The organism is Sporolactobacillus terrae (genome assembly GCF_019930545.1).
Taxonomy (GTDB): domain Bacteria; phylum Bacillota; class Bacilli; order Bacillales; family Sporolactobacillaceae; genus Sporolactobacillus; species Sporolactobacillus terrae.
Genome location: NZ_CP082837.1, coordinates 1,836,258 through 1,858,389, shown reverse-complemented (window position 1 = coordinate 1,858,389; position 22,132 = coordinate 1,836,258). Strand labels below are relative to the sequence as shown.

Below are 22,132 nucleotides of genomic sequence, written 5' to 3'. Positions count from 1 at the left end.
TTCGTGTCGCGGCTTGTTTGTACGCTTTGATTTATCGAGAAACGGTATGGCTGAGTTCGGCGCGCACTTGCTGCGCTGCTTCAACCATATTTTTAAGTGCAGGGACGGTTTCTTCCGTGCGGCGTGTTTTTAAGCCGCAATCCGGGTTGATCCAAACAACTTTTGGATCAAGAACGTTCAATGCGCGTTCGGCGTAGGATTTCATTTCCGCTACACTTGGAATGCGTGGGCTGTGAATATCATAGACACCGAGGCCAATCCCCTTCTTGTAATGGAAGTCCTCGAAGGTTGCAATGATTTCGCCGTGGCTGCGTGCCGCTTCAATCGAGATCACATCCGTATCCAAAGCATCGATGGTGTCGATGATTTCATCGAATTCGGAATAACACATATGCGTATGAATCTGTGTGTCGTTTTTAACAAAGGTTGTCGCAAGCCTGAACGAATAAACAGCATCGTGCAGGTAGCCTGCTTTCTTCTCTTCCTTAAGCGGAAGCCCTTCGCGAAGCGCGGGTTCGTCAACCTGAATCATACGGATATTGGCTTCTTCAAGTGCATGGACTTCTTTTTTAAGTGCAAGCGCAATCTGGTTAAAGACGCTGGCTTGACTAATGTCGTTTCGAACGAAAGACCAGTTATAAATGGTGACCGGGCCGGTGAGCATCCCTTTAACCGGTTTATTGGTTAAGGATTGTGCATAGGCACTTTCCTTTACGGTCATCGGTTCTTTCCAGGAAACATCACCAAAGATCAGTGGCGGCTTCACGCAGCGGGAGCCGTACGATTGGACCCATCCGAAGCGCGTGAATGCAAAGCCGTCCAGTTTTTCACCGAAATACTCAACCATATCGTTGCGTTCGAATTCGCCGTGTACCAGTACATCCAGACCGATTTCCTCTTGAATGTCAATCCATTTTTTCGTTTCTTCTTTAATAAATTGATCATATTGGCTGTCCGACCATTCGCCCTTGCGCCAATTGCGGCGTGCTTGGCGAACTTCTTTTGTTTGCGGGAAGCTGCCGATTGTTGTGGTCGGAAGCGGTGGCAGTTGGAACGCATCCGCTTGCACCTGTTGACGCAAATCGAAGGAAGCAGGTCGCGTTGGAAGTTCTTTGCTCAATTGATCCAGCTCTGCTTGAACCGCTGCATTATTGCGGTGAACCGACTGCTGCAGGGCGTTCAGATCAGCACGATTTTGCTCAACAGCACCGTAGATTGCTGCCTCGCTTTCATTCAGTCCCTTGGCAAGAACCACAATTTCGCCTAGTTTTTCATCAGCAAATGCAAGGGCATGCTTTAAAACAGGATCAAGCTCCGTTTCATTGGAAACCGTTACCGGAACATGAAGAAGGCTTGACGATGGCGTTACCCAAAGATTCTTATGATCTTTTACTGCAGAGAGCAAGGTTTGTAATTCCGTAAAAGTTGCGGAAAGATCGGTTTTCCAAATGTTACGGCCGTCGACGACTCCTGCTGCAAGTACTTTATCTTTTGGAAACCCGTAGGTCTTGATGGCTGCAAGATTTCCCGCTTTACCGGCAACAAAATCAAATCCGAATCCGTCAACCGGAAGAGCAGTCACTTCTTGATAGTGATCCAGCGCCTCGAAATACGTTTGCAGCAGCAACTTCAATTCAGGAACATTTTTCTTGATGTAGGCGTAAGCCTTGCTGAATGCGGCAAGATCTTCCTCACTTTGTGCTTTGACCAGAATCGGTTCATCAATTTGTACCCACTCTGCTCCGGCTTCCTGCAGTTCAGCAAGTACTTGAACATAGAGAGGAAGCAGCGCGTCAAGCAATGTGTCGAAGTGATCGGAATCATAGCCTTTTGCCAATTTTAATAAAGTGATCGGTCCGACAATCACCGGTTTTCCAACAATGCCAAGTTCGTTTTTGGCTTCATTGAAGAGATCAAGAAGACGGTTTTTCGTCAGATGCGGTTTCGTGTCATTGCTGATTTCCGGAACGATATAGTGATAGTTTGTGTCAAACCATTTGGTCATTTCCGATGCTTCGGCATCCTGATTTCCTCGTGCGATGGAGAAATAGGTCTCTAAAGCTATCTCTTTTTCATCCGTTTGAAAACGATCAGGAATCAAGCCGAAGAGAACCGCGGTGTCGAGAACATGGTCATAGAGACTGAAATCGCCAATCGGAATCAGATCAACGCCGAGATCCTTTTGTTTTTTTAAGTAGCTGAGTCGTAACGTTTTAATGGTTTCTAAAAAAGTTTCTTTTGATGATTTGCCTGCCCAAAAAGCTTCGAGAGCTCGCTTCCATTCTCTTTTTTCCCCAATTCTTGGATAGCCGAGATTCGCGCTCAATACTTTACCCATTCTTTCATCCTCCTGTTTCAATCCGCTTGGTTAAGTGGGGCAAATAAAAAGCCTCTCTAGTTAGAGAGGCTTCTGTGACAATCCGCACCCTCTTATTTTTCAAGACTTCGCATTGGAAAATCTTGCTGGAATTAGCACCTTTTCATAAATCTGAAAGGTTGCCGGGCTTCATAGGGCCAGTCCCTCCGCCGCTCTTAATAAGAGTTTATTAAGTTAACTTGAATACTATCATGGATTACATGGACCGTCAATGCATAAATTTCACAAAATTATTCGTTTTTCACAATAAATAGTCTTGTAGCATCATGCACATTTAGGGAGAAAAGCTTACAATGCTACATAAAAGCGATTAATACGTGTATGAAAAGCGACATCAGTCGGCTATTCGGAACAACGAATGACACAAAATTAGTCTTGAAAACCAATGTGTTCATGTTTCATTCGTATCTGACGATATAAATAATGAACATTCAACGCTAGATTAAGAACTGACGAGGGAGCACGCCAAACGATGAGTGACCAATGGAACAAAGCAAACTGGTTAAAAAAAGTAAAAGAACAGCCTGCAGAGTTGTCAATCAGCGATCATCGGATACGCCGACGGATTCAACTGCTCAATCTTCATTTGTTTGATCTGCAACTACTGCGCTGGGTTCGGCCATTTCTGCTCCGCTTAAGTGATGAGATTGCTGATGCAACAACCGAATTTGTGTTTGATCTTTTTAAGTTTCAGAGCACGCTTTTACCAAGATCATTAAGCACAACGATTCGCGATAAAAACGTTGAAATTACGCAAATGTTTTTAAGCGGCGTTCTTGACCAACGCTTTATACGTTCCAGTCGTGAACAGGCGCTTTTGTGCTTCCGCTATCAGCTGGATTTGTCCAACCAGATTGCTTTGTCACATGGTTTCATTAATTGCATCATTGAGGCGATCAATCGACAAGTGAATTGTCGCGAACAGGCGCTAATCATTTCTAAAGCGTTGGAAAAAATCGTTAACTTGAACTTGCAGCTGATTATGGAAAATTATCAGCAATTAAAAGATAACAATGATCAAAAAAAGGAAGAGGCGATTCGATTTAAGGCTTATCATGATCCGCTTACCGGATTGCCGAATCAACTGGTTGCTGAGGAAGTCATTGAAGCGATGATCGATCAGCGCAAAGACCATTCCTTTTCCGTGTTTAAGATCAATATCGATCGGCTGAAGATGATTAATGAAATGTATGGGCGGACGATTGGAAATAAATTGCTGATCATGCTCTCCGGGCGTATCAATGCAGCACTTGAACCGCTTGCGGCAGAACTCTACCGTATCAGCAGTGATGAATTCATGATTTTGTTCAAGAATCGTTTGAGTAGGAGCGAACTCATTGATGCCGCCGAACTGTTGACACATACTTCTGAGCTGCCGTTCATCGTTGATGGCAAAGAGATCTATGCGACATACAGTATCGGTATCTCACGCTTTCCTCAAGATGGCGCCAACAGTGTGCAGCTCTTTGGCTGTGCCGATGCTGCATTGCGCGAAGCAAAGAAGGACACAAAAGAAAGCTATTTTTTCTATAACACGATGCTTCATCAGCAGTTGATGAAAAAGATATGTATTGAGGATGAGCTGCAAAAGGCATTGTACAAGCAACAATTTGTGTTGTATTATCAGCCGCAAGTCGATGCCGGCAGCGGTGCACTCGTCGGTGTAGAGGCGCTGCTACGATGGGAGCACCCGAGTCACGGCATATTGCCGCCAAGCGGCTTTATTGCGGTGGCCGAGGAAACGGGCATCATTCGGGAAATCGGCTGGTGGGTGCTGAATGAGGCATGCAGACAAATGAAAAAATGGCAGGAGACAGGTGCGTTGAATGTCCCCATCTCGGTTAATCTGTCGTTTAATCAGTTTCGTGATGAGACGGTTGTCAAACAAGTCGCACATGCACTGAAAATGAGCGGGCTTGCTCCGAACAGACTTAACTTGGAAATCACTGAATCGATGATGGCCGAGGATCTTGAGCGCTCCGTGCGTATTTTGAATGAGATTCGAGCACTTGGCGTCGGTGTCAGCCTCGATGATTTTGGAACCGGGTACAGTTCGCTCAGCTATTTAAAAAATTTGCCGATTAATCAGTTGAAAATCGATCGTTCCTTTGTGATCGATATTGTTCGAAATCACCGAGATCAAGCAATTGTCGCGGCCATTGTAACGTTGGCGAAGCAGCTTTGGGTGGATGTGATCGTTGAAGGAATCGAAACGGAAGAGCAGCTAAGGGCTATTGAGGCATGCCGTTGTCGCGCGATTCAAGGTTATTATTACAGTCAGCCACTCGCGGAAAGTGATTTTACCGAAAAGTATCTGGCATAAACAAAATGGTGAACGGTTGCAAATCGGAACAGAGAACGGATAAACTTAGGAGATCGAGCAGACGACCGTCTTATTTGAGCATTTGTTTTTGATAAGACGCTCGCCGTCACCCGATGACAAAGGGCTGCAGAAGGGGTTGGACGATGCACGTGTTGAGAAGGAAAAAGCAGCATTCATTGCTGGTTCGCGCAAAATCGGAAAAGGTCAATCTGAACATTCAAAACCCGGATGTATTGGAAAAAATAGAGATGCTGGGCTTAAATGAGGAAGACCTGCAAATCTTAAAAATGATGCGTCCATTCGTTGAGAAAGAAATGGCACGGATCGCGCATGAATTTTATGCTGGATTTAATAAAATTGATTCACTGAAGAAGATCATTGAACAGAACAGTACGGTTGAAAAGTTGAGCCAGACCCTTGCAAGTCATGTTCTTGAGCTTTTTTCAGGCGTACTGGATGAAGCATTTCTTGCGCGTAGAAATCGAGTGGGAATGATCCATTACAGGATTGGGCTGAAGCCGCCGGTTTATATGGGGGCATTCCAGAACTTAACCTCGAGCTTAGTGACCCTTGTATTGACTCGGATGGCAGACAGAGCGGATGCTGAGCGCATGATTCAGGCAATCAATAAAATGATCAGTTTTGAGCAGCAAGTGGTCCTGGAAGCGTACGATGCAGAATACGAAAAAGCTTTAAAAAAAGAGTATGCAGTCGGACGCGAAGATTTGCGCGCAGCAATTCGAAACGTCAGTCATCAACTGGTCCATTTGTCGGAAGAGAACAAGCGATTAATGAGCAGTCAAATGCACCAGTTTGAACGTGTCCGAGAGACTGCAGTGAAGCGAAACGAACTGTCGCAGCATGCAAAAGCGCATGCTGCTGCAGGCCAAGGCCAGTTGGATCGACTGCTTGTACAGGTCGAGGCAGCTTTTCATTCAGTACATGAGATGGCAGGTATGGTCAGTCAGCTTGAGCAATCATCAAATAAAATTGGCCGTGTCATTCAATTAGTTAAAGAAATTTCAGAGCAAACCCATATCTTAGCGATTAATTCGGCAATTGAAGCCGCGCGTGCCGGTGAATTCGGCAAAGGGTTTGCGGTTGTTGCCAAGGAGATTCAGAAGCTTGCCGATCAGACCAGTAATGCCATGACTCAAATCGCTGAACTGATCGGAAATTCAACGACCGTCTCTCATGAAGTTGCCGTTTCGCTGGATCAGACCACGGCAATTATTCAGAAGGGGATGCAAGAGTCGGCACATACCGGAGAGAAATTCGAAGGAATCATTAAAACCGCCGATCAAAACAGCCGTTTGTCGCAGCAAACCGATCAAACCATTCGGGAACTTGCGGCGATCATCGACCAGCTGAGCGGCGGTGTCGAAACATTGGTCGCCTCGGCCGAACAGCTCAAATGTCAACTTTGATTATTTTTTAGCAAAAGCCGGCGAACCCGGCGGAAAAAGAAGCCTTTAAGCCGATCCTTGGAAAGAACGGCTCTTTTTTTGTACAATAAAAAAGAACGACTAAATAATAATCGAAAAATGAAATCTGTGAGAAGTGAGGTCACTTATGAATCCAAGCATTGAGGCGCATCAGACAATTTCTGAATTATTAGATCATGTTGAACGTGTTGTTGTTGGCAAACGAAAAGCTGTGAAACTCATTATAGTAGCCCTACTTGCCGGCGGGCATGTACTCATTGAAGATATTCCCGGTGTGGGCAAAACGCTCATGGTGCAAACGATCGCCAAATTAATCGGCGCTGATTTCAAACGCATTCAGTTTACGCCGGATCTTCTGCCTTCCGATATCACCGGACTGTCCATCTATAATCAAAAGGAATCCCGATTTGAATTTAGACCGGGCCCAATTATGGGCAATATTATTCTTGCCGATGAAATCAATCGTACCTCACCGAAGACACAGTCTGCATTGCTTGAAGGAATGGCTGAAGGGCATGTGACCGTTGACGGGGTCACTCGGGCGCTGCCTGAATTGTTCTTTGTCATGGCCACGCAGAATCCGATTGAGTACGAAGGAACCTATGCGCTTCCTGAAGCGCAGCTTGACCGTTTTCTGATGAAATTGTCAATTGGCTATCCAGATCGAAAACATGAGCTGTCGTTGCTTGATCGGGATTCGGATCGTGACCCGCTTAGCAGATTGAAGCCGGTTCTTTCCATCGATCATCTGCTCTATCTCCGTCATTTAACCGCAGCGGTTTTCGTTTCTGATGCGATCAAAAATTATTTAATGGATCTAGTGGAAGCAACGCGTACCCATCCATCGATTGCCTTGGGGATCAGTCCGCGCGGCACGATTAGCTTGCTTCGCGCGGTTCAGGCTTACGCATTCGTGGCACAGCGGGACTATGCAATCCCAGATGATGTGAAGGCGGTTGCTCCTTATGTCCTTGCCCATCGCCTTTTGCTTAAGGCGGAGGCGGCTTATGAGCAAAAGGATGCGCACATGCTCATTCAGGAGATCCTCGCGAGCATTAAAATTCCTGTATCGCTAAAGGAACCGCTGCAATGACACGGAAACGTTGGCTGAGGCGTTTATTACGCAGTTTTATGCGCATACTTCCTGCGCTTACGCTTACCGTTGTTTTGTTTCTGTTTGCACTTGCTCAAGGCGGTTTTCTGACTTGGTTCCTCTTTTATGTCTTGATTCCTGTAGATCTGTATCTGCTGCTCCTTTTCGTGTATCCATTTCGCTCAATGACTGTTGAACGTACAAATGTGAATCAAAGAATCTTTGCTGGCGATGCGCTCCACCTGACGGTACGTTTAAAGCGGCGATGGGCAGTCCCTTTCTTTCTTCTGACTTTGATTGAGCGTCCCGATGACCAGAGGCTTGCGCATGCGACGACGAAAACGCAAATTCTCATCTGGCTTACTTCAGAACTAACGACCACGATCCGCTTACCCAATATACCGAGAGGAACGTTTTCCTTGAATCAACTGGAACTTACAGTTGGCGATCCGTTTGGATTTTTTAAACGAACGGTTTTTCTATCCGATGCGACTACTGTTTTTGTTTATCCAAAGCCCGTTCAGCTCCCGGTCGACGATTTAAATCTGATCCGTCATAGTGGTGCCTATGCGTCTTCTGAAGAAGCGGATAGGGCTGATTTTGCCGGTGTTCGGGACTATCGTCCAAGTGACCGGCCTTCATGGCTGGACTGGAAATCTGCCGCGCGAACCAACACATTAGTTACCAAGCTTTTCGAGCCGGACCATGAGCGCCTAGCCTCAGTGACTCTTGTTGCAACAAAAACAGAAGAGAATGAACGATTCGAGCTTGCCGTTTCCTATACCGCTTCTCTGCTCAAAACGTTGCTAAACTGCGGATTTACCGTGTCCCTGAGCTATCGTTCCGGGACTCAACCGCTTCTTCTTCATGATCATTCAGAGCGTACGCTTGTGACTGCTTATCAAGCATTAGCTGAATTGACTAAAGAACAGGTGCTTGAATTAGACGAGGTTCAGATGACGACACGTGCAAAAAATATCGGTTATGCCGTAAGTACCGATGAAGGGCTGGCTGCCGTGATGAGCCGTTTTGCAGACACCTACAGACGTCCGCAAAAATTGTTCTACATCGTTGGGAAGCAAACGCCCCAGGTACATCCGCAGCAACCGTCTTCGTGGTTTTCAATTCTCTATGTCACGAAAAAGCAGGCAATATCAAAGGGAAAGACAGGTGACGATTATGCGTGAAGGCCGTAACTCATTGGTCGCAAGAACCATCATCTACGGCCTGTCCGGGCTGCTCTTATGGTTCTGCTTTCAACCGCTTCTTGTTCTAACAATCTTAAATGCCAAGCTGCTGCTGCTCCTGTTTATCGGGAGTATGCTGGTGATGTTTTATTTTAAGCTGCCGAAATGGCTTTGCGTGACGGTTTGTGCGGGTTTAATTCTGCATGCCGTACATTTTTATTTCTTCAAAGCCTACCCGTTCTTACAACCCGAGTGGTTTTTGCTATTTTTAGGACAAACACGCGACAGTTTCCATTCGCTTTGGCAAGGCGATGCTGCCGAGATCCCGGACGTATTTAGTGCGTTCATGTTTTACCTTGTCTTTGGATTCGTTCTATTCACGGTGAATCATTGGCTGGAGAAGGGACGGATTATACTCTTTGTTGCGCTTGCCATGTTGAGCAGTCTGGCGATCGACACGCTGACGTATTTCGATGGGCGGCAAACCATCGTTGTTCAGGCAGCGGTTGCACTTGCTCTGTTGAGTTTTCATCAATGGCAAAATTTTGTTCAAAAAGGTGACAAGACCCATTCGCTGAGAATGACTAGGAGCTGGTTTGCTGTAACAGGGATGGTCATTGCTGCCTTCCTTTTGTTTGCACTGATGCTGCCAAAGCCGGACAGTTTGTGGAAAGGTCCGTCAAACTATGTAAGCGGACTCGGGCTGAGTTTCTTTAATAATGATTCGTTTTTCTCAGGAAACCAAAGGATTGGTTACGATGATGATGATTCGCGTTTAGGCGGCTCAATTGCGATGGATCAAACCCCACTGTTTACCGCTGCAATCAGCGGATCACCGCAATATTGGCGCGTCGCGTACAAGGATCATTACACCGGGCATGGCTGGAGTAACGGCAACCGTTATTTCATGCCTATATCCGGTTCGCGCTCATTGTCCGAAATGCTCACGCTCTACGGAGCGAAGACCAAGAAAAATGAGCAGACGGCTGTACTGCGCTTTTCCAGCAGCAGTCCGGCGATTTTGCCTTATGCGGGCGAGCCGCAGCAGATTACGGTTCCAGGAAAACAAGTGAAGCTCGATCAGCTCAATGGACAATTACTGACTGTTGATGAACGGAAGGCGGATCAGGCGACCATTCGCTACGAGGCTCCAAGTTATCACACATCGGCACTGCGCGCACCTGCTTCAGCAAATGATCCGCAAATCATACGTGACACTTATTTGCAATTGCCTCAGAAATTGCCCAAGCGTGTACAAACGCTCGCAAAACGGCTGACCGACGGAAAGGCGAACCGCTATGATCAAGTGAATGCAGTTGTAAACTATCTGCGATCATCACGATTTACCTATTCGACCGATCGCGTTCCGGTTCCGTCAAACGATCAGGACTATGTTGATCAATTTCTGTTTGCGTCAAAAGTCGGCTATTGCGACAATTTCTCAACATCGCTGGTGGTACTTTTGCGTTCAGCGGGGATTCCGGCACGCTGGGTTAAAGGGTTTACGTCCGGCGAATATGTTCGCAACGTTCAGGAAAAAGTCAAGGGAAAAACAATCGACTTAAACGAATATCGGATTACCAATGCAGACGCACATTCCTGGGGAGAAGTTTATTTTCAGGGCAGCGGCTGGGTCAGCTTTGAAGCAACGCCTTCGTTCAGCAACCCGAGCGAGTTTGCATCTGAGAATTCGACGAATGCTTCTGAACGTTCAGATACACAGCAGCAATCCGGCAGCAGCGCTGAATCTGATCAAAATCAACAGAGTACGAACCAAAAGGAGCAACAGCAGCAAAAGGATCCGCAGCAGAAAACGGCAAAGCAAAACAATACGGAATCTCAGACGAAAGCTCAAACGAACAACGCTGGTGCAGAAACGCCAGCTGTTCATTGGAAAGCGATTGCTTGGACAGCCGCAGGTATCCTTCTCGCTGCTGCGATTGCTGCGTTTCTGACCCGTAAAAAATGGCTTCGGGCAGTCTATGTTTATCAGCTGCATAAAAAATCAATTGAGCATGATCAAGACTTTGTGTACTTATTCCAGCGGTTGCTTCGTGTGCTTGCGCTTGATGGATGGGAACGTTCGGATTCAGAAACGTTGCGCGAGTTTGCACAACGCTTTGATGAACAAAACGACGGTTGCGCACTTTATCCGTTAATCGAACAGTATGAACAAATGATTTACCGGAATGGTAGTCGTGGTTATCAGCTGGATGCGGAGCAGATCCGTATTTTGCTGAATCGGACGATCGACCACCGCTCCAAAGCGACGCCAGCGGAAAAGGATCTCAACCAAAAAGCAGAATAAGCCTGTTGATGCGAGCAGCCGCAGCGACGATGCAAAACCATGAAGACACAAACCAACGGCACACCAGAAAAGTTAAAGTGAAACGGTGAGGTCTTGGGTACCGCGAGCCCCTGTTGAGTCGAGCATCCGCAGCGATGATGCAATAAAAAGGCATCGATCAACGACTCATGATTAAAGCAGGACGGAATCCATCTTCACAGCGCAATAGGCTGATCGTATCAAAAGATCGGATGAAAGATAAAAGACTTAGCATTCTGGGGAGTTGCCCGGTATATTTTGTCCGGTTCGACTCATAAGATGAAGAATAAGTCAAAGTGATTGCTGATCATGAATCGGAAAGGGTGCTGCGATCGATGAATGATACGGACCATAAAGAGCTCGAACGATCAATTGAGGAAATAACAGAGGTTGCAGAAGGATTTGGCCTTGACTTTTACCCGATGCGTTACGAAATCTGTCCTGCAGAAATCATTTATACATTCGGTGCTTACGGAATGCCGACGCGCTTTTCCCATTGGAGTTTTGGAAAGCAGTTTTACAAAATGAAGCTTCAGTATGATCTCGGTCTTAGTAAAATCTATGAATTGGTCATTAACTCCGATCCGTGCTATGCCTTCTTATTAAATACGAATAGTCTTATCCAAAATAAAATGATCGCTGCCCATGTGCTCGCCCATTGCGATTTTTTCAAAAATAATGTCCGCTTTTCCAACACACGCCGCGACATGGTTGAAAGTATGAGTGCAACCGCTGAGCGGATTCATAATTATGAGGAACAGTACGGGAGCAAGAAAGTCGAAAAATTTTTGGATGCGGTGCTTGCCATACAAGAACATGTCGATCCGCGTATCATTCGCAAAGGTGATTGGCTGGATAGTAAGCCGGGCAAACCAGTAAAAAAGAAAAGGAAGCCAATTTCGCAATATCAAGACCTCATTGACATGGATAAAACGGATGAAGGCGATGGGCAAAATGAAGAAGAAACCAAATTTCCAAATCGCCCTGAGAAAGATTTATTGTTCTTTATTGAAGAGTACAGCAGGGTACTTGAAGATTGGCAGCGCGACATTCTCACAATGCTGCGTGAGGAAATGCTTTATTTTTGGCCGCAACTAGAAACAAAGATCATGAATGAAGGCTGGGCCTCCTACTGGCATCAGCGAATCCTGCGTGAACTGGATCTGACTTCAGATGAAGCGGTTGAATTTGCCAAGTTGAATGCCCAGGTTGTTCAGCCATCACAGCAAAGTCTGAATCCGTACTACCTTGGGTTAAAGATTTTCGAGGATATCGAAGAACGCTACAATCACCCCAGTCAAGAAATGCTCAGCTTCGGCGTCAAGGAAGGCACCGGCCGTGAGAAAATCTTTGAAGTCCGTGAGCTGGAATCGGATCAATCCTTTATTCGAAATTACTTAACCAAGCAACTTGTTCAGCGTGAGGATCTATTCATGTTCGAAAAGAAAGGCGATCAATACACGATTACCGATAAGGATTGGAAGAACGTTCGCGATCAACTCGTTTCGATGCGCATCAATGGCGGATTTCCGTACATTGTTGTTGAAAACGGCGATTACCATCATAGCGGTGAATTGCTTCTGAAGCATCGATACGAAGGCACCGAACTGGATCTCCGCGATCTTGAAGGTGTCCTGAACTACTTGTTTCAATTGTGGGGAAGACCGGTACACTTGGAAACCGTCATCGAAGATCATCCAACCTTGTTCAGCAGTGAAGGCAAAGAAATGAAACGAAAGCGATTGGACAGTTAATGGAATTAAGAGCAAGTCAAACAGCCCCTTCCTAATATTGGGAGGGGTTGTTTTTTTGCATCTCAGATTGAGACAAGATGTGCCAAGCATCGCTGACTGTCGAAATCTTTAATTGGGCTTAAAAGCTACTTTACAGTTCCACGTTACACCGGAACTAGGGACAGACAAGTGCATAAAGGAGCTGAGCAGATGCGCGCCAAACAGAAAGAGTTACTGACTCTGATCTGCTTGTTGTTAGTCTTAAGCTTGTTCTATTTTAAGATGATCGTTAATCCGCCTATTGTGCCGCAGAATAAAGATGGCCAAACGCATTTCACGGAAGTAAATACAAGCGATTCCAAAACACTCAAACCTAAAACAGAAGAAAAAGTCAATCGGAAACTGCTTGTTGAAGTACCGTTAATTAAATAGAGAAACAAAATCAGCAAATCGGAGCATGTCGGTTTGCTGATTTTTTAGGGAAATAGGTTCATTTATTTGTGCACTTGCTTTCCCAGACAATTTGGAATTTGGTACCGCCGCTAATATACTGAAGAAGTGGCAAATCCTTGGAGATGATCCTCCCTACTCGATTCACTTTTTCATCTGCAACAAGATCATGTTTACTGATTTGGATCTCTCCTTGATATCGACCATAGCATTGATTGTCGATCGTAATCGAACCCGTGGGACGTGGTCGATGATGATGGTTTGGCAAAATGGGCGTATCCACCAGATGCAGCATACGTGATTCATAGGATCGTACGCAATCCCTAGCTTCGTCTGGTCGATTCGTTTGTACCGTACTGAGTGTTTTAAGTAGCTTTTTATCTTGAATTTCAGGGTGGGCATGGAGTAGTATGATGCCTTTGTCCCATGCAATAAACTGTTCAAGTACCTGACTCGACATGTCTGGGTCACCAAGGATTAAATCATCGACAGATTCATGGAGCAGATCGACGAAAGCAGCAAATGGTGAATAATGACGATGGTCTTCAAGAGTAGGTAACCCTTTAAATAACGGTCCGCGACAATTTTGATCTCCAGGGAAAAAAGCTGCAACCGATAATCCGGCTTCCTTAAACCACGCATTAGATCGACGAAAGGCTTGCCGCGATAGTCCGGTTTCTGGTCTTGGATAGAAGTTATGGCACGCAGTCACCTGGCTTGCAATCATCCCTTCACGCAGCATGGCCGCTAATGATTGAGGGGTGAGCGTGCTTGCATTAAGAACAATAGCCATTTGGTTTGAAAGTGCAACGGCAGATTTTTCATCAAATCCGTCATCGAGCCGAAGTGCACGAATCCCTATGTCCTTTAATTGGCTTGCTTTATTTAAGCTTAAGCGCAGTGCGCCTAAGGAATCCGCAGCGATATCCGCAGTAACATGCATCTTATTTTTCTTTGCCCATAATCCCAATTCGCTCAATCGTTCCCGATAGGTGGCTGAATTTTCTTCTGGGATATGTAAAGAAGTGAAGATTCTTCTGAATCCATGATCCCGGTAACGCTTCATTCGTTCCAACTGCTCATTAATCGGTTGATTTAAATAGACGGAGTAGCCAAGCAATAGAAACACTCCTTTTCATCTGTTCTTTGCTGAAAAAAGAAATGAAGCGGAGAATCACCGCTCCATTTCTTTAGCGTTTATTTATAGCGATCCGCTCATTTAATATTCTCTGCCATTTTCTCATTATAGCCGAAAAGATAGGTGAGAATAAATCCTGCTGCGTATGCAATAATGAGCCCAATAAAATAATACACGTATTTATTTTGGGCAATTAGGGGAATTAAAGACAAACCAGAGACACCGATACCGAGCGCTCCAGTATGCATGACCGCTTGAAAAGCACCGCCAAATGCTGCGCCGATACAAGCGGTAATAAATGGCCGACCAAGCGGGAGCGTCACGCCATAAAGTAAAGGTTCGCCAATGCCTAGAAATCCAACAGGCAATCCCCCCTTGATGTTATTACGCAATTTCTTATTCTTAGTTTTAACGTAGACGGCAATGGCTGCACCGACCTGACCCGCACCGGCCATAGCAAGAACGGGAAGCAAGCTCGTATAACCAAATTGGTGAATCAAGTCGAGATGAATCGGAGTTAGCCCTTGATGCAATCCAACCATCACGAGTGGGAGGAAGAAACCTGAAAGGAGTGCACCGGCAACGATACCGCCAATATTTAAAATGGATTGAATACCGTTTGTGATTGCATCTGTGAAAACACCGAATAATGGCTGAATGGCGTAAAGTGAAAGAAGTCCGACGGTCAAAAGAGATATTAGTGGAGTAATAATAATGTCTAGACTGTTTGGTACGCCTTTACGAACTTGTTTCTCAATGAGTGTAATTAGCCAAGCAGCGAAAATGACACCAAATAAACCACCGCGTCCGGGCGTCAATGCTTCACCGTAAATAGTCAGGTTGGCAAGTGCCGGATTAAATAGAATCATGCCCATGATTGCTCCAAGAACCGGTGTTCCATTAAACTCTTTGGCTGTATTCCACCCAACTAAAATCGCTAAGAAGGTAAATAGACTGCTGCCGATAACGACCATAATTGAAAGCAGTGTCGACTTAGGATCGGCACCGGCATTGATCGAAAAATTAGCAATTCCGTTGATCAGCCCTGAAGCGACCAATCCAGGAATCAGAGGAATAAAAATATTGCCGATCTTTTTTAATAATTGTTTGATCGGTGTTTTCTTTGACCTATTCTTAATTTCTTGTTTATTTATTGCTGCGCGTTCTTCTAGACTTAGGTCATCAGGGTTATTTTCTTCCCCGATATTCAAACCAGTCAACGAACTCAGAGACGCTGCAACTCGGTTTACCGTTCCTGGTCCGACAACAATTTGCAACGTGTCATCGTCAACGACACCTAAGACTCCGTTAATTGATCTTAAGCCTTCCATATCGACTTTCTCTTTCGTGTTAACCGTAAGTCGCAGACGTGTTTGACAGTGCATAATCTTATACAAATTCTCTTGTCCACCGATATTTTTTAAGATAGATGCTGCCATTTGTTGTTCCTTAGTCATTTGATCATTCCTCCTTAAGTGTTTTGCGAACAAAGCCGTGAGCTGCATTCAGTCGTACAATGGCTTCATCATATGTGCAATGAAGCAAGGTCATTACAATTGCAGCTTTGACATTGTGATTTGCCTGAATAAATTTTTCTTCGGCTGTATTTCTGTCGGTACCCGTAGCTTCCTCTATGATTCGTTTCGCACGGTCGATCAGCTTGCTGTTGGAAGGCTGAACATCCACCATCAAGTTTCCATATACTTTTCCAATCTGAACCATTGAAGCAGTTGAGATCATGTTAAGAACCATTTTCTGAGCTGTTCCTGCTTTAAGCCGGGTTGAACCAGTCAATACTTCAGGTCCTGTTTCAATTTCTATTGCGGTATCAGCATAACGACTGATTGCAGCCTCTGTGTTGCATGCAAGACTAACTGTTTTGGCGCCTTGGCTTTTTGCATAGGTTAATCCGCCAATAACATAGGGGGTACATCCGCTCGCTGCAATACCAATCACAGTGTCCTTTGAACTGATTAACTGTTGTTTAAGATCCTCACCTCCAAGTTCTTTGCTGTCCTCTGCACCTTCAATAGCCATAGTCAATGCTTTTTCACCACCGGCGATGAGTCCTTTTACCATTTCCGGAGAGACACTGAATGTGGGAAGACATTCCGACGCATCGAGCACACCAAGCCTGCCACTGGTTCCGGCTCCCATATAGATTAATCTTCCGCCTGCTTTGAATGAAGAAACTACATGCTGGGTCGCTTGTTCAATGGCTGGTAAAGCCTGCTCAATAGCATGTGGAACGGTCTGGTCTTCATGATTCATCATCGTCAATAATTCATGAAGCGACATGGTGTCCAGATTCATTGTCTTCTGATTACGGCGTTCGGTTGCGAGATTTTTTTTCACTGCATACACACACCTTTTCTGTTCTCTTTATTTATTTTATTAATAATATTCTATAAAATTGAAACAAAAAGTCAATATAATTAACGAAAATAAAGAAATTATATTTCATATATGGGGAAATAAAAAGCAATCATTCGACTATCTCCTAAATTTAATGACTGCTTCACGAGCTTCTCGATATTGTTCAATGAGGAGGTCGCTGGATAAATGGAAGACGCTGAGATACAAAGCATCGACAATATTGAGCTGAGTCATCGTGGATGCGATACTCCCGATACGGAAATCCTGTTCAACGGCGGGTGTACACAATGGGATATCAGCCATTTTTAACAGAGGTGACTGCGTCGCATTGGTGATCGCGATCACACGAGCGCCTTTATTTTTAACGAGCTGGGCAAGCTGAAGCACGTCTTTTGTTTTTCCCGACATGCTGATGGCAACAAAAATGGAAGCAGGGGACAGGAACGGTGTTGTGGCTGCTGCTTGGTGGAAATCGGGAATCATCATCGAATGATAGCCGAGACGTGAAAATTTGTAGCTTCCATCTATTGCGGCAATAGCGGAACCACCAACTCCAAAAAAAATAATCTTATCTGCGTCTTTTAATTGGCGGACTGCTTTTTCAAATTGTTTGCGCTCCAGTGAAAGTGAGGTTGATTCAATTGCTTGCTTGTTTAATTGAGTAACCTTGCAAAAAAGATCGTAAGGTGCGTCGTTTTTCTTTAAACTTGAAAAGTCAGTTAAATCTTCTTCGGATAGGGGAAGTTCTTTGGCAAGTGTGAGTTTAAAGGTCTTGAAATTTGCTGCACCAACGGATTTGCAGAAACGAACAACCGTTGCTTCGCTGACATCGGTTTTATTTGATAAATCTTTTGACGTCATATTCGGAACGAGTTCTGGATATCGTGTAATATAGCGGCCAACTCTTTTCTCGGCTTCTGAGAGTTGATCGAGGCGGTTTTTAACTTGCTGGATTAACGTTGGCACTCTGCTATCCTCCGTCATTGAATTTGTTCTTTTATAATATTATTGTTCAGTCAAGCTTGCAAGAAAATGACTAAATTAATTGAGCGTACGATTCATGATTAATTTAGGTCGAAATGGAGGGTTGCGTACGAATTTTTCATATATGCTATAGTAAACCTATCATCAAAGAGAAATGAGGGAGCAGTTTGAAACGTATTGCGGTTTACTGTGGGGCGAGCAGGGGCAAGAATCCAATCTACGAGACGCATGCAATTATGCTGGCGAAATGGATTGCTTCTCATCGGTATGGATTGGTTTACGGAGGCGGAAAGATTGGTTTAATGGGTATTGTCGCTGACACGGTACTTAATAACGGTGGGAGCGTTACAGGGATTATCCCGCAATTCCTCGTTGATCGCGAAATCGCTCATCCTAGGCTTGATCAATTAATAGTGACTGAGGATATGGATGTTCGCAAGAAAAAAATGATGGAGCTGTCTGATTGTTGCATTGCGCTTCCTGGAGGTCCAGGAACACTGGAAGAGATTTCTGAGGCTGTCTCTTGGGTTCGTGTTGGCGAGAATGACAGTCCGTGTATCTTTTATAATGTGAACGGCTACTATGATTTGGTGGCTCAGTTTTTTGATCAAATGGTTTCAGAAGGCTTTCTAACACAAGAAGATCGTGCTAAAGTATTTTTTATCGATGCCCTTGATGAGATTGAAAAAGTGATAAGCAGTTATCAACCCCCCGTTGTGCGAAAGTATGCGAAATAACTGTAGAAATCTAAAGAATATTTAGTAACGAGGAAAAACGAGAGGCACCCTTGTCCCTCTCGTTTTTTGCTGCACGCATTATTCAGATGCTAGAGCGCAGGATGACTGGCGATCATTCCAATATTGGCGTGTTACGGCATCCGGGGCGAAGACAAAAAAACAGAGAGAAGCATGCTTCTCTCTGTTCATTCATGCTATAAATCTTTTTCGATCACTGTGGCGCTGCGACGAGCGGTCGATGCAGCTTTTGCTGGATTAATTCAGCAGCACGTGTGACTTCCTCGTTTGTCGGTGGTTCGATGCCTTCGAGGGGATAATCGAGACCGTTTGCTTTCCATTTGAAAACCCCCATCTTGTGATAAGGCAGAATTTCCACACGTTCGACATTATCCAGCGTGTCGATGAATGCGCCAAGATCGGTCAGATCATCTGCAGAATCGGTAATCGTCGGCACCAGGACATGGCGGATCCAGACGGGAATCTGTTTCTTTGCTAAAAGACGTGCAAAGGCGAGAATCCGTTCATTGGGCTGTCCGGTCAGCCACTTATGACGTTCTGAATTGATTTCTTTAATATCAAGCAAAACTAGATCAGTGACTTCTGCCAGTTGATCAAATTTCTTATGAAAGAAAGGTGCATCGACATAGCAGCATCCGGATGTATCCAGTGCGGTATGGACCCCGATCGCTTTGCAGGCTTGAAACAATTCGATGAGAAAAGGGATTTGCAGCAGTGCTTCGCCGCCGCTTACCGTAATTCCGCCTCCAGATGACTGGATAAACGGAAGATAGTCCTTTAGCTCGCGAATGATTTCATCAACGCTGACTTGCTTGCCTGTTCCGATTGGTCGTGTATCGACGTTATGGCAATACTTGCATCGGAGTGGGCAGCCTTGGGTAAAGACGACAAAGCGAATGCCGGGGCCATCAACTGTGCCGAACGATTCAATGGAGTGAATGTTACCGAGAACCATTGAAGCTCCTCCTTTCTTTTCCAAACAGGACACAGTAACAGCTGTTAAATCGATTTGTGGAAGGTGCGGTGCAGCACTTCCAGTTGCTGTTCACGGGTCAGCTTAATGAAGTTGACGGCATATCCGGAGACACGGATGGTCAACTGAGGATACTTTTCAGGATGGTCCATGGCATCAATGAGTGTCTCGCGGTTGAACACATTAATATTAATATGATGGCCTCCCTTAACTGAATAGCCGTCGAGCATCGCATCTAGATTGGACGTACGTGAGCCGTCATCTTTGCCGAGTGCTTGCGGCACAATTGAGAAGGTATTCGAGATGCCGTCTAGTGCATCGCGGTATGGTAATTTCGCTACTGACGATAGTGAAGCGAGCGCGCCCTTGCTGTCCCGTCCGTGCATTGGGTTTGCGCCCGGTGCGAATGCTTCGCCGCGCAGACGGCCATCCGGTGTGCTGCCGGTCTTCTTGCCGTAGACAACGTTCGACGTAATCGTCAGAATCGAAAGGGTATGAACCGATTCACGATAGGTTTCTGTCTTTTTCAGCTTTTTCATAAAGCGCTCCACAAGATCAACGGCAATGGCATCGACACGGTCATCATTATTTCCGTATTTCGGGAAATCACCGTCGATGGTGAATCCGGTTGTAATCCCGTCTTCGTCACGCTGTACGTGAACGTTGGCATATTTGATCGCACTTAGCGAGTCTGCTGCGACGCTGAGTCCGGCAATCCCGGTTGCCATCGTGCGCAGAATATGCGTATCGTGAAGTGCCATTTCACTGCGTTCATAGGAGTACTTGTCGTGCATATAGTGGATCACGTTCAAAGTGTTGATATAGAGATCGGCCAGCCAATCCATCATAATGTCGAATTTCTGCATGACTTCATCATAGTCCAGCACATCACTTGTGATCGGCGAAAGCGGAGGAGCGACTTGAACCTTTTTAATTTCATCAACGCCGCCGTTAATTGCGTACAGCAGTGTTTTCGCTAAGTTTGCGCGTGCACCGAAGAACTGCATTTGCTTTCCAATCCGCATTGCGGAGACGCAGCAGGCAATCCCATAATCGTCGCCATATTGAAGGCGCATCAAGTCATCGTTTTCATATTGAATCGCGCTGGTCTTGATGGAGATCTGAGCACAGTATTCCTTGAATGCTTTCGGCAACTGCTTTGACCAAAGTACAGTCAGGTTCGGTTCCGGAGCCGGTCCAAGATTCTCCAATGTATGAAGAAAGCGGAATGAGTTCTTTGTCACAAGCGGCTGACCGTCTACGGAGATGCCGCCGATGGATTCGGTAACCCAAGTCGGATCGCCGCTGAATAGTTCGTTATATTCCGGTGTACGTGCGAACTTAACAAGACGCAGTTTCATAACGAAATGATCGACCAGTTCCTGGGCTTCTTCTTCAGTCAGTACGTGGTTTTTCAAATCGCGTTCAATGAAAATGTCGAGGAAGCTTGACGTTCTGCCAAGACTCATCGCCGCCCCGTTCTGTTCCTTAACTGCAGCCAAATAGCCGAAATAGAGCCATTGGAAGGCTTCTTGCGCATTGGATGCCGGTTTGGAAATATCAAATCCGTAGCTTGCAGCCATTTTCTTAATGTCCTGCAGTGCGCGAATTTGTTCGGTAAGTTCCTCACGCAGGCGGATGACCGCTTCACTCATCTTGCTTCCTGTATTCTTTTTATCGATTTGTTTCTGTTCAATGAGAAAATCGATGCCGTACAGTGCGACACGCCGGTAGTCGCCGATAATACGTCCGCGTCCGTACGCATCAGGAAGACCGGTAATAATTCCGACGTGGCGTGCCAGTCGCATTTCATCGGTGTACGCGTCAAAGACGCCTTGGTTATGCGTTTTACGGTATTCAGTGAAAATATGGTCGACCTCTTTGTCGATTTTAAAGCCATAGGATGCTGCAGCCTGATCGGCCATGCGGATCCCGCCAAACGGCATTAGGGCACGCTTAAACGGCTTATCGGTTTGAAAACCAACAACTTTTTCCATCGTTTTATTTAAATAGCCAGGTTTATGGGATGTAATGGTTGAGACGATTTCGGTGTCCATATCCAGAACACCGCCGTTTTTTCGTTCTTGTTCAGACAGCTGCATAACTTGTTTCCAAAGAAGTGTCGTATTCTTTGTCGGTCCGGAGAGAAAGGATTCGTCGCCTGTGTACGTATGAATATTCCTTATGATAAAGTCGCGAACGTCAATCTCATGTTTCCAGATTCCGTCAGCAAAACCATCCCAAGAGGAATCATACTTGTTTTCTTTTACAACTGCTTCCATGTCGTTCATCTCCTCATTTCTTCATTTCTACATCATTTGATGAAACACATGATGCGTTATCGTACACACTTAGTATATAATAACTTATGTAAACGCTTACACGTTGTTTGTGACTTTTTTGTTAACATTTTGTTCGCGTATACAGACGTAAAAGTGTATTTGGGTGCGTATGACTATATAATAAATAAAGCGCATTCATAGTGATTTTAGAAAAGAGAGGGAGTGCTCGGATGTATTGCCCAATTTGTGATGAAGTGCGTATGAAAGAAGTTGAAAAAGACGGGGTCTTGATTGATGTTTGTCCAAATTGTAAGGGGATGTGGCTGGACCGCGGCGAACTTGACAAACTTTCGCGCCGCGTACAGGAAGTCCGCCGTCCATTTAATGATTGGTATGACGATGATGACGAGCATAATGCGCGTCACGATAAGGAGCGTGATCGCCACTACCACGATCAGAGAAATGACCGTGATGATTATGTAAAAGGCAAATATCCGCGACGAAAAAAGAAAAAATCGGTGATGGATATGCTAGGCGATATTTTTGATTAATCGAAAAAGTCCAGAGGCGATGCTCTGGACTTTTTAATCGATGATGTTTTAAACGGCTGTGCCGTGTTGTTTTTTCAAGCACAACGGCATCGGTCTACACGCATTTTTTTAAGGGATATCCTTTTCCTTCGTTTCCTCA

Annotated in this window: 16 protein-coding genes and 1 riboswitch; of the genes, 9 read left to right on the top strand and 7 right to left on the bottom strand. The window is 45.3% G+C overall.

Going from position 1 to position 22,132, the window contains the following annotated elements; genetic code table 11:
- Positions 1–31 precede the first annotated feature (31 nt).
- Positions 32–2,338 (bottom strand): 5-methyltetrahydropteroyltriglutamate--homocysteine S-methyltransferase, encoded by a 2,307-nt coding sequence (metE, locus tag K7399_RS08785; protein WP_028975952.1) that lies wholly within the window; start codon positions 2,336–2,338, stop codon positions 32–34.
- An 89-nt stretch (positions 2,339–2,427) separates the two neighbouring features.
- Positions 2,428–2,542: riboswitch (SAM riboswitch) on the bottom strand.
- Between the two features lie 307 nt (positions 2,543–2,849).
- Between metE and K7399_RS08780 the strand changes: the two genes are divergently transcribed.
- The 7 genes from K7399_RS08780 to K7399_RS08750 all read left to right on the top strand — a co-directional run bounded on the left by K7399_RS08780 (position 2,850) and on the right by K7399_RS08750 (position 12,916).
- Positions 2,850–4,700: a putative bifunctional diguanylate cyclase/phosphodiesterase gene (locus tag K7399_RS08780; RefSeq protein ID WP_128166909.1), complete on the top strand. Its 1,851-nt coding sequence runs from the start codon at positions 2,850–2,852 to the stop codon at positions 4,698–4,700.
- A 143-nt stretch (positions 4,701–4,843) separates the two neighbouring features.
- Positions 4,844–6,127: a globin-coupled sensor protein gene (locus tag K7399_RS08775; protein WP_164875497.1), complete on the top strand. Its 1,284-nt coding sequence runs from the start codon at positions 4,844–4,846 to the stop codon at positions 6,125–6,127.
- A gap of 145 nt (positions 6,128–6,272) precedes the next feature.
- Positions 6,273–7,238 (top strand): AAA family ATPase, encoded by a 966-nt coding sequence (locus K7399_RS08770; protein ID WP_028982682.1) that lies wholly within the window; start codon positions 6,273–6,275, stop codon positions 7,236–7,238.
- On the top strand, positions 7,235–8,425 hold the full coding sequence (locus tag K7399_RS08765; RefSeq protein ID WP_128166905.1) for a DUF58 domain-containing protein: 1,191 nt from the start codon (positions 7,235–7,237) through the stop codon (positions 8,423–8,425). Before K7399_RS08770 ends, K7399_RS08765 begins: the two co-directional genes overlap by 4 nt.
- A complete protein-coding gene (locus tag K7399_RS08760; protein WP_028982683.1) occupies positions 8,418–10,733 on the top strand; it encodes a transglutaminase TgpA family protein in 2,316 nt (771 codons plus the stop codon). The genes K7399_RS08765 and K7399_RS08760 overlap by 8 nt, the downstream gene beginning before the upstream one ends.
- 353 nt (positions 10,734–11,086) lie before the next feature.
- Positions 11,087–12,505, top strand: a complete 1,419-nt coding sequence (locus K7399_RS08755; RefSeq protein WP_028982684.1) for a SpoVR family protein — start codon at positions 11,087–11,089, stop codon at positions 12,503–12,505.
- A 189-nt stretch (positions 12,506–12,694) separates the two neighbouring features.
- The gene (locus K7399_RS08750) at positions 12,695–12,916 is read left to right on the top strand and encodes a hypothetical protein (protein WP_028975946.1); all 222 of its coding nucleotides are present in this window, start codon (positions 12,695–12,697) and stop codon (positions 12,914–12,916) included.
- Positions 12,917–12,974: 58 nt separating this feature from the next.
- Here the strand turns inward: K7399_RS08750 and K7399_RS08745 are convergent, their stop codons facing one another.
- From K7399_RS08745 to K7399_RS08730, 4 genes are all read right to left on the bottom strand, one after another.
- Complete coding sequence (locus K7399_RS08745; RefSeq protein ID WP_028982685.1) at positions 12,975–14,054, bottom strand: DUF871 domain-containing protein; 1,080 nt, start codon at positions 14,052–14,054, stop codon at positions 12,975–12,977.
- Between the two features lie 95 nt (positions 14,055–14,149).
- Positions 14,150–15,529 carry a PTS transporter subunit EIIC gene (locus K7399_RS08740; protein ID WP_028975944.1) on the bottom strand — a complete coding sequence of 460 codons (1,380 nt, stop codon included), beginning with the start codon at positions 15,527–15,529 and terminating at the stop codon, positions 14,150–14,152.
- Between the two features lie 4 nt (positions 15,530–15,533).
- Positions 15,534–16,427 carry an N-acetylmuramic acid 6-phosphate etherase gene (gene murQ / locus K7399_RS08735; protein WP_028975943.1) on the bottom strand — a complete coding sequence of 298 codons (894 nt, stop codon included), beginning with the start codon at positions 16,425–16,427 and terminating at the stop codon, positions 15,534–15,536.
- Between the two features lie 138 nt (positions 16,428–16,565).
- Positions 16,566–17,414, bottom strand: coding sequence for a MurR/RpiR family transcriptional regulator (locus tag K7399_RS08730; protein ID WP_028975942.1), 849 nt, complete (start codon positions 17,412–17,414; stop codon positions 16,566–16,568).
- Between the two features lie 185 nt (positions 17,415–17,599).
- Between K7399_RS08730 and K7399_RS08725 the strand changes: the two genes are divergently transcribed.
- Positions 17,600–18,169 carry an LOG family protein gene (locus K7399_RS08725; RefSeq protein WP_028975941.1) on the top strand — a complete coding sequence of 190 codons (570 nt, stop codon included), beginning with the start codon at positions 17,600–17,602 and terminating at the stop codon, positions 18,167–18,169.
- Between the two features lie 211 nt (positions 18,170–18,380).
- On the opposite strand, the gene pflA is transcribed toward K7399_RS08725, so the two are convergent.
- Together pflA and pflB are read right to left on the bottom strand one after the other, a co-directional pair.
- Complete coding sequence (gene pflA, locus K7399_RS08720) at positions 18,381–19,142, bottom strand: pyruvate formate-lyase-activating protein (protein ID WP_028975940.1); 762 nt, start codon at positions 19,140–19,142, stop codon at positions 18,381–18,383.
- A 44-nt stretch (positions 19,143–19,186) separates the two neighbouring features.
- Positions 19,187–21,442: a formate C-acetyltransferase gene (gene pflB / locus K7399_RS08715; RefSeq protein WP_028975939.1), complete on the bottom strand. Its 2,256-nt coding sequence runs from the start codon at positions 21,440–21,442 to the stop codon at positions 19,187–19,189.
- Between the two features lie 230 nt (positions 21,443–21,672).
- Between pflB and K7399_RS08710 the strand changes: the two genes are divergently transcribed.
- Entirely contained in the window at positions 21,673–21,993 is a 321-nt protein-coding gene (locus tag K7399_RS08710; RefSeq protein ID WP_028975938.1) for a TFIIB-type zinc ribbon-containing protein, read from the top strand.
- Positions 21,994–22,132: the final 139 nt, after the last annotated feature.

Coding starts and splice junctions, on each gene's coding strand:
- metE (WP_028975952.1), bottom strand. CDS start 2,338: ATGGGTAAAGTATTGAGCGCGAATCTCGGCTATCCAAGAATTGGGGAA.
- K7399_RS08780 (WP_128166909.1), top strand. CDS start 2,850: ATGAGTGACCAATGGAACAAAGCAAACTGGTTAAAAAAAGTAAAAGAA.
- K7399_RS08775 (WP_164875497.1), top strand. CDS start 4,844: ATGCACGTGTTGAGAAGGAAAAAGCAGCATTCATTGCTGGTTCGCGCA.
- K7399_RS08770 (WP_028982682.1), top strand. CDS start 6,273: ATGAATCCAAGCATTGAGGCGCATCAGACAATTTCTGAATTATTAGAT.
- K7399_RS08765 (WP_128166905.1), top strand. CDS start 7,235: ATGACACGGAAACGTTGGCTGAGGCGTTTATTACGCAGTTTTATGCGC.
- K7399_RS08760 (WP_028982683.1), top strand. CDS start 8,418: ATGCGTGAAGGCCGTAACTCATTGGTCGCAAGAACCATCATCTACGGC.
- K7399_RS08755 (WP_028982684.1), top strand. CDS start 11,087: ATGAATGATACGGACCATAAAGAGCTCGAACGATCAATTGAGGAAATA.
- K7399_RS08750 (WP_028975946.1), top strand. CDS start 12,695: ATGCGCGCCAAACAGAAAGAGTTACTGACTCTGATCTGCTTGTTGTTA.
- K7399_RS08740 (WP_028975944.1), bottom strand. CDS start 15,529: ATGACTAAGGAACAACAAATGGCAGCATCTATCTTAAAAAATATCGGT.
- pflA (WP_028975940.1), bottom strand. CDS start 19,142: ATGGTTCTCGGTAACATTCACTCCATTGAATCGTTCGGCACAGTTGAT.
- pflB (WP_028975939.1), bottom strand. CDS start 21,442: ATGGAAGCAGTTGTAAAAGAAAACAAGTATGATTCCTCTTGGGATGGT.
- K7399_RS08710 (WP_028975938.1), top strand. CDS start 21,673: ATGTATTGCCCAATTTGTGATGAAGTGCGTATGAAAGAAGTTGAAAAA.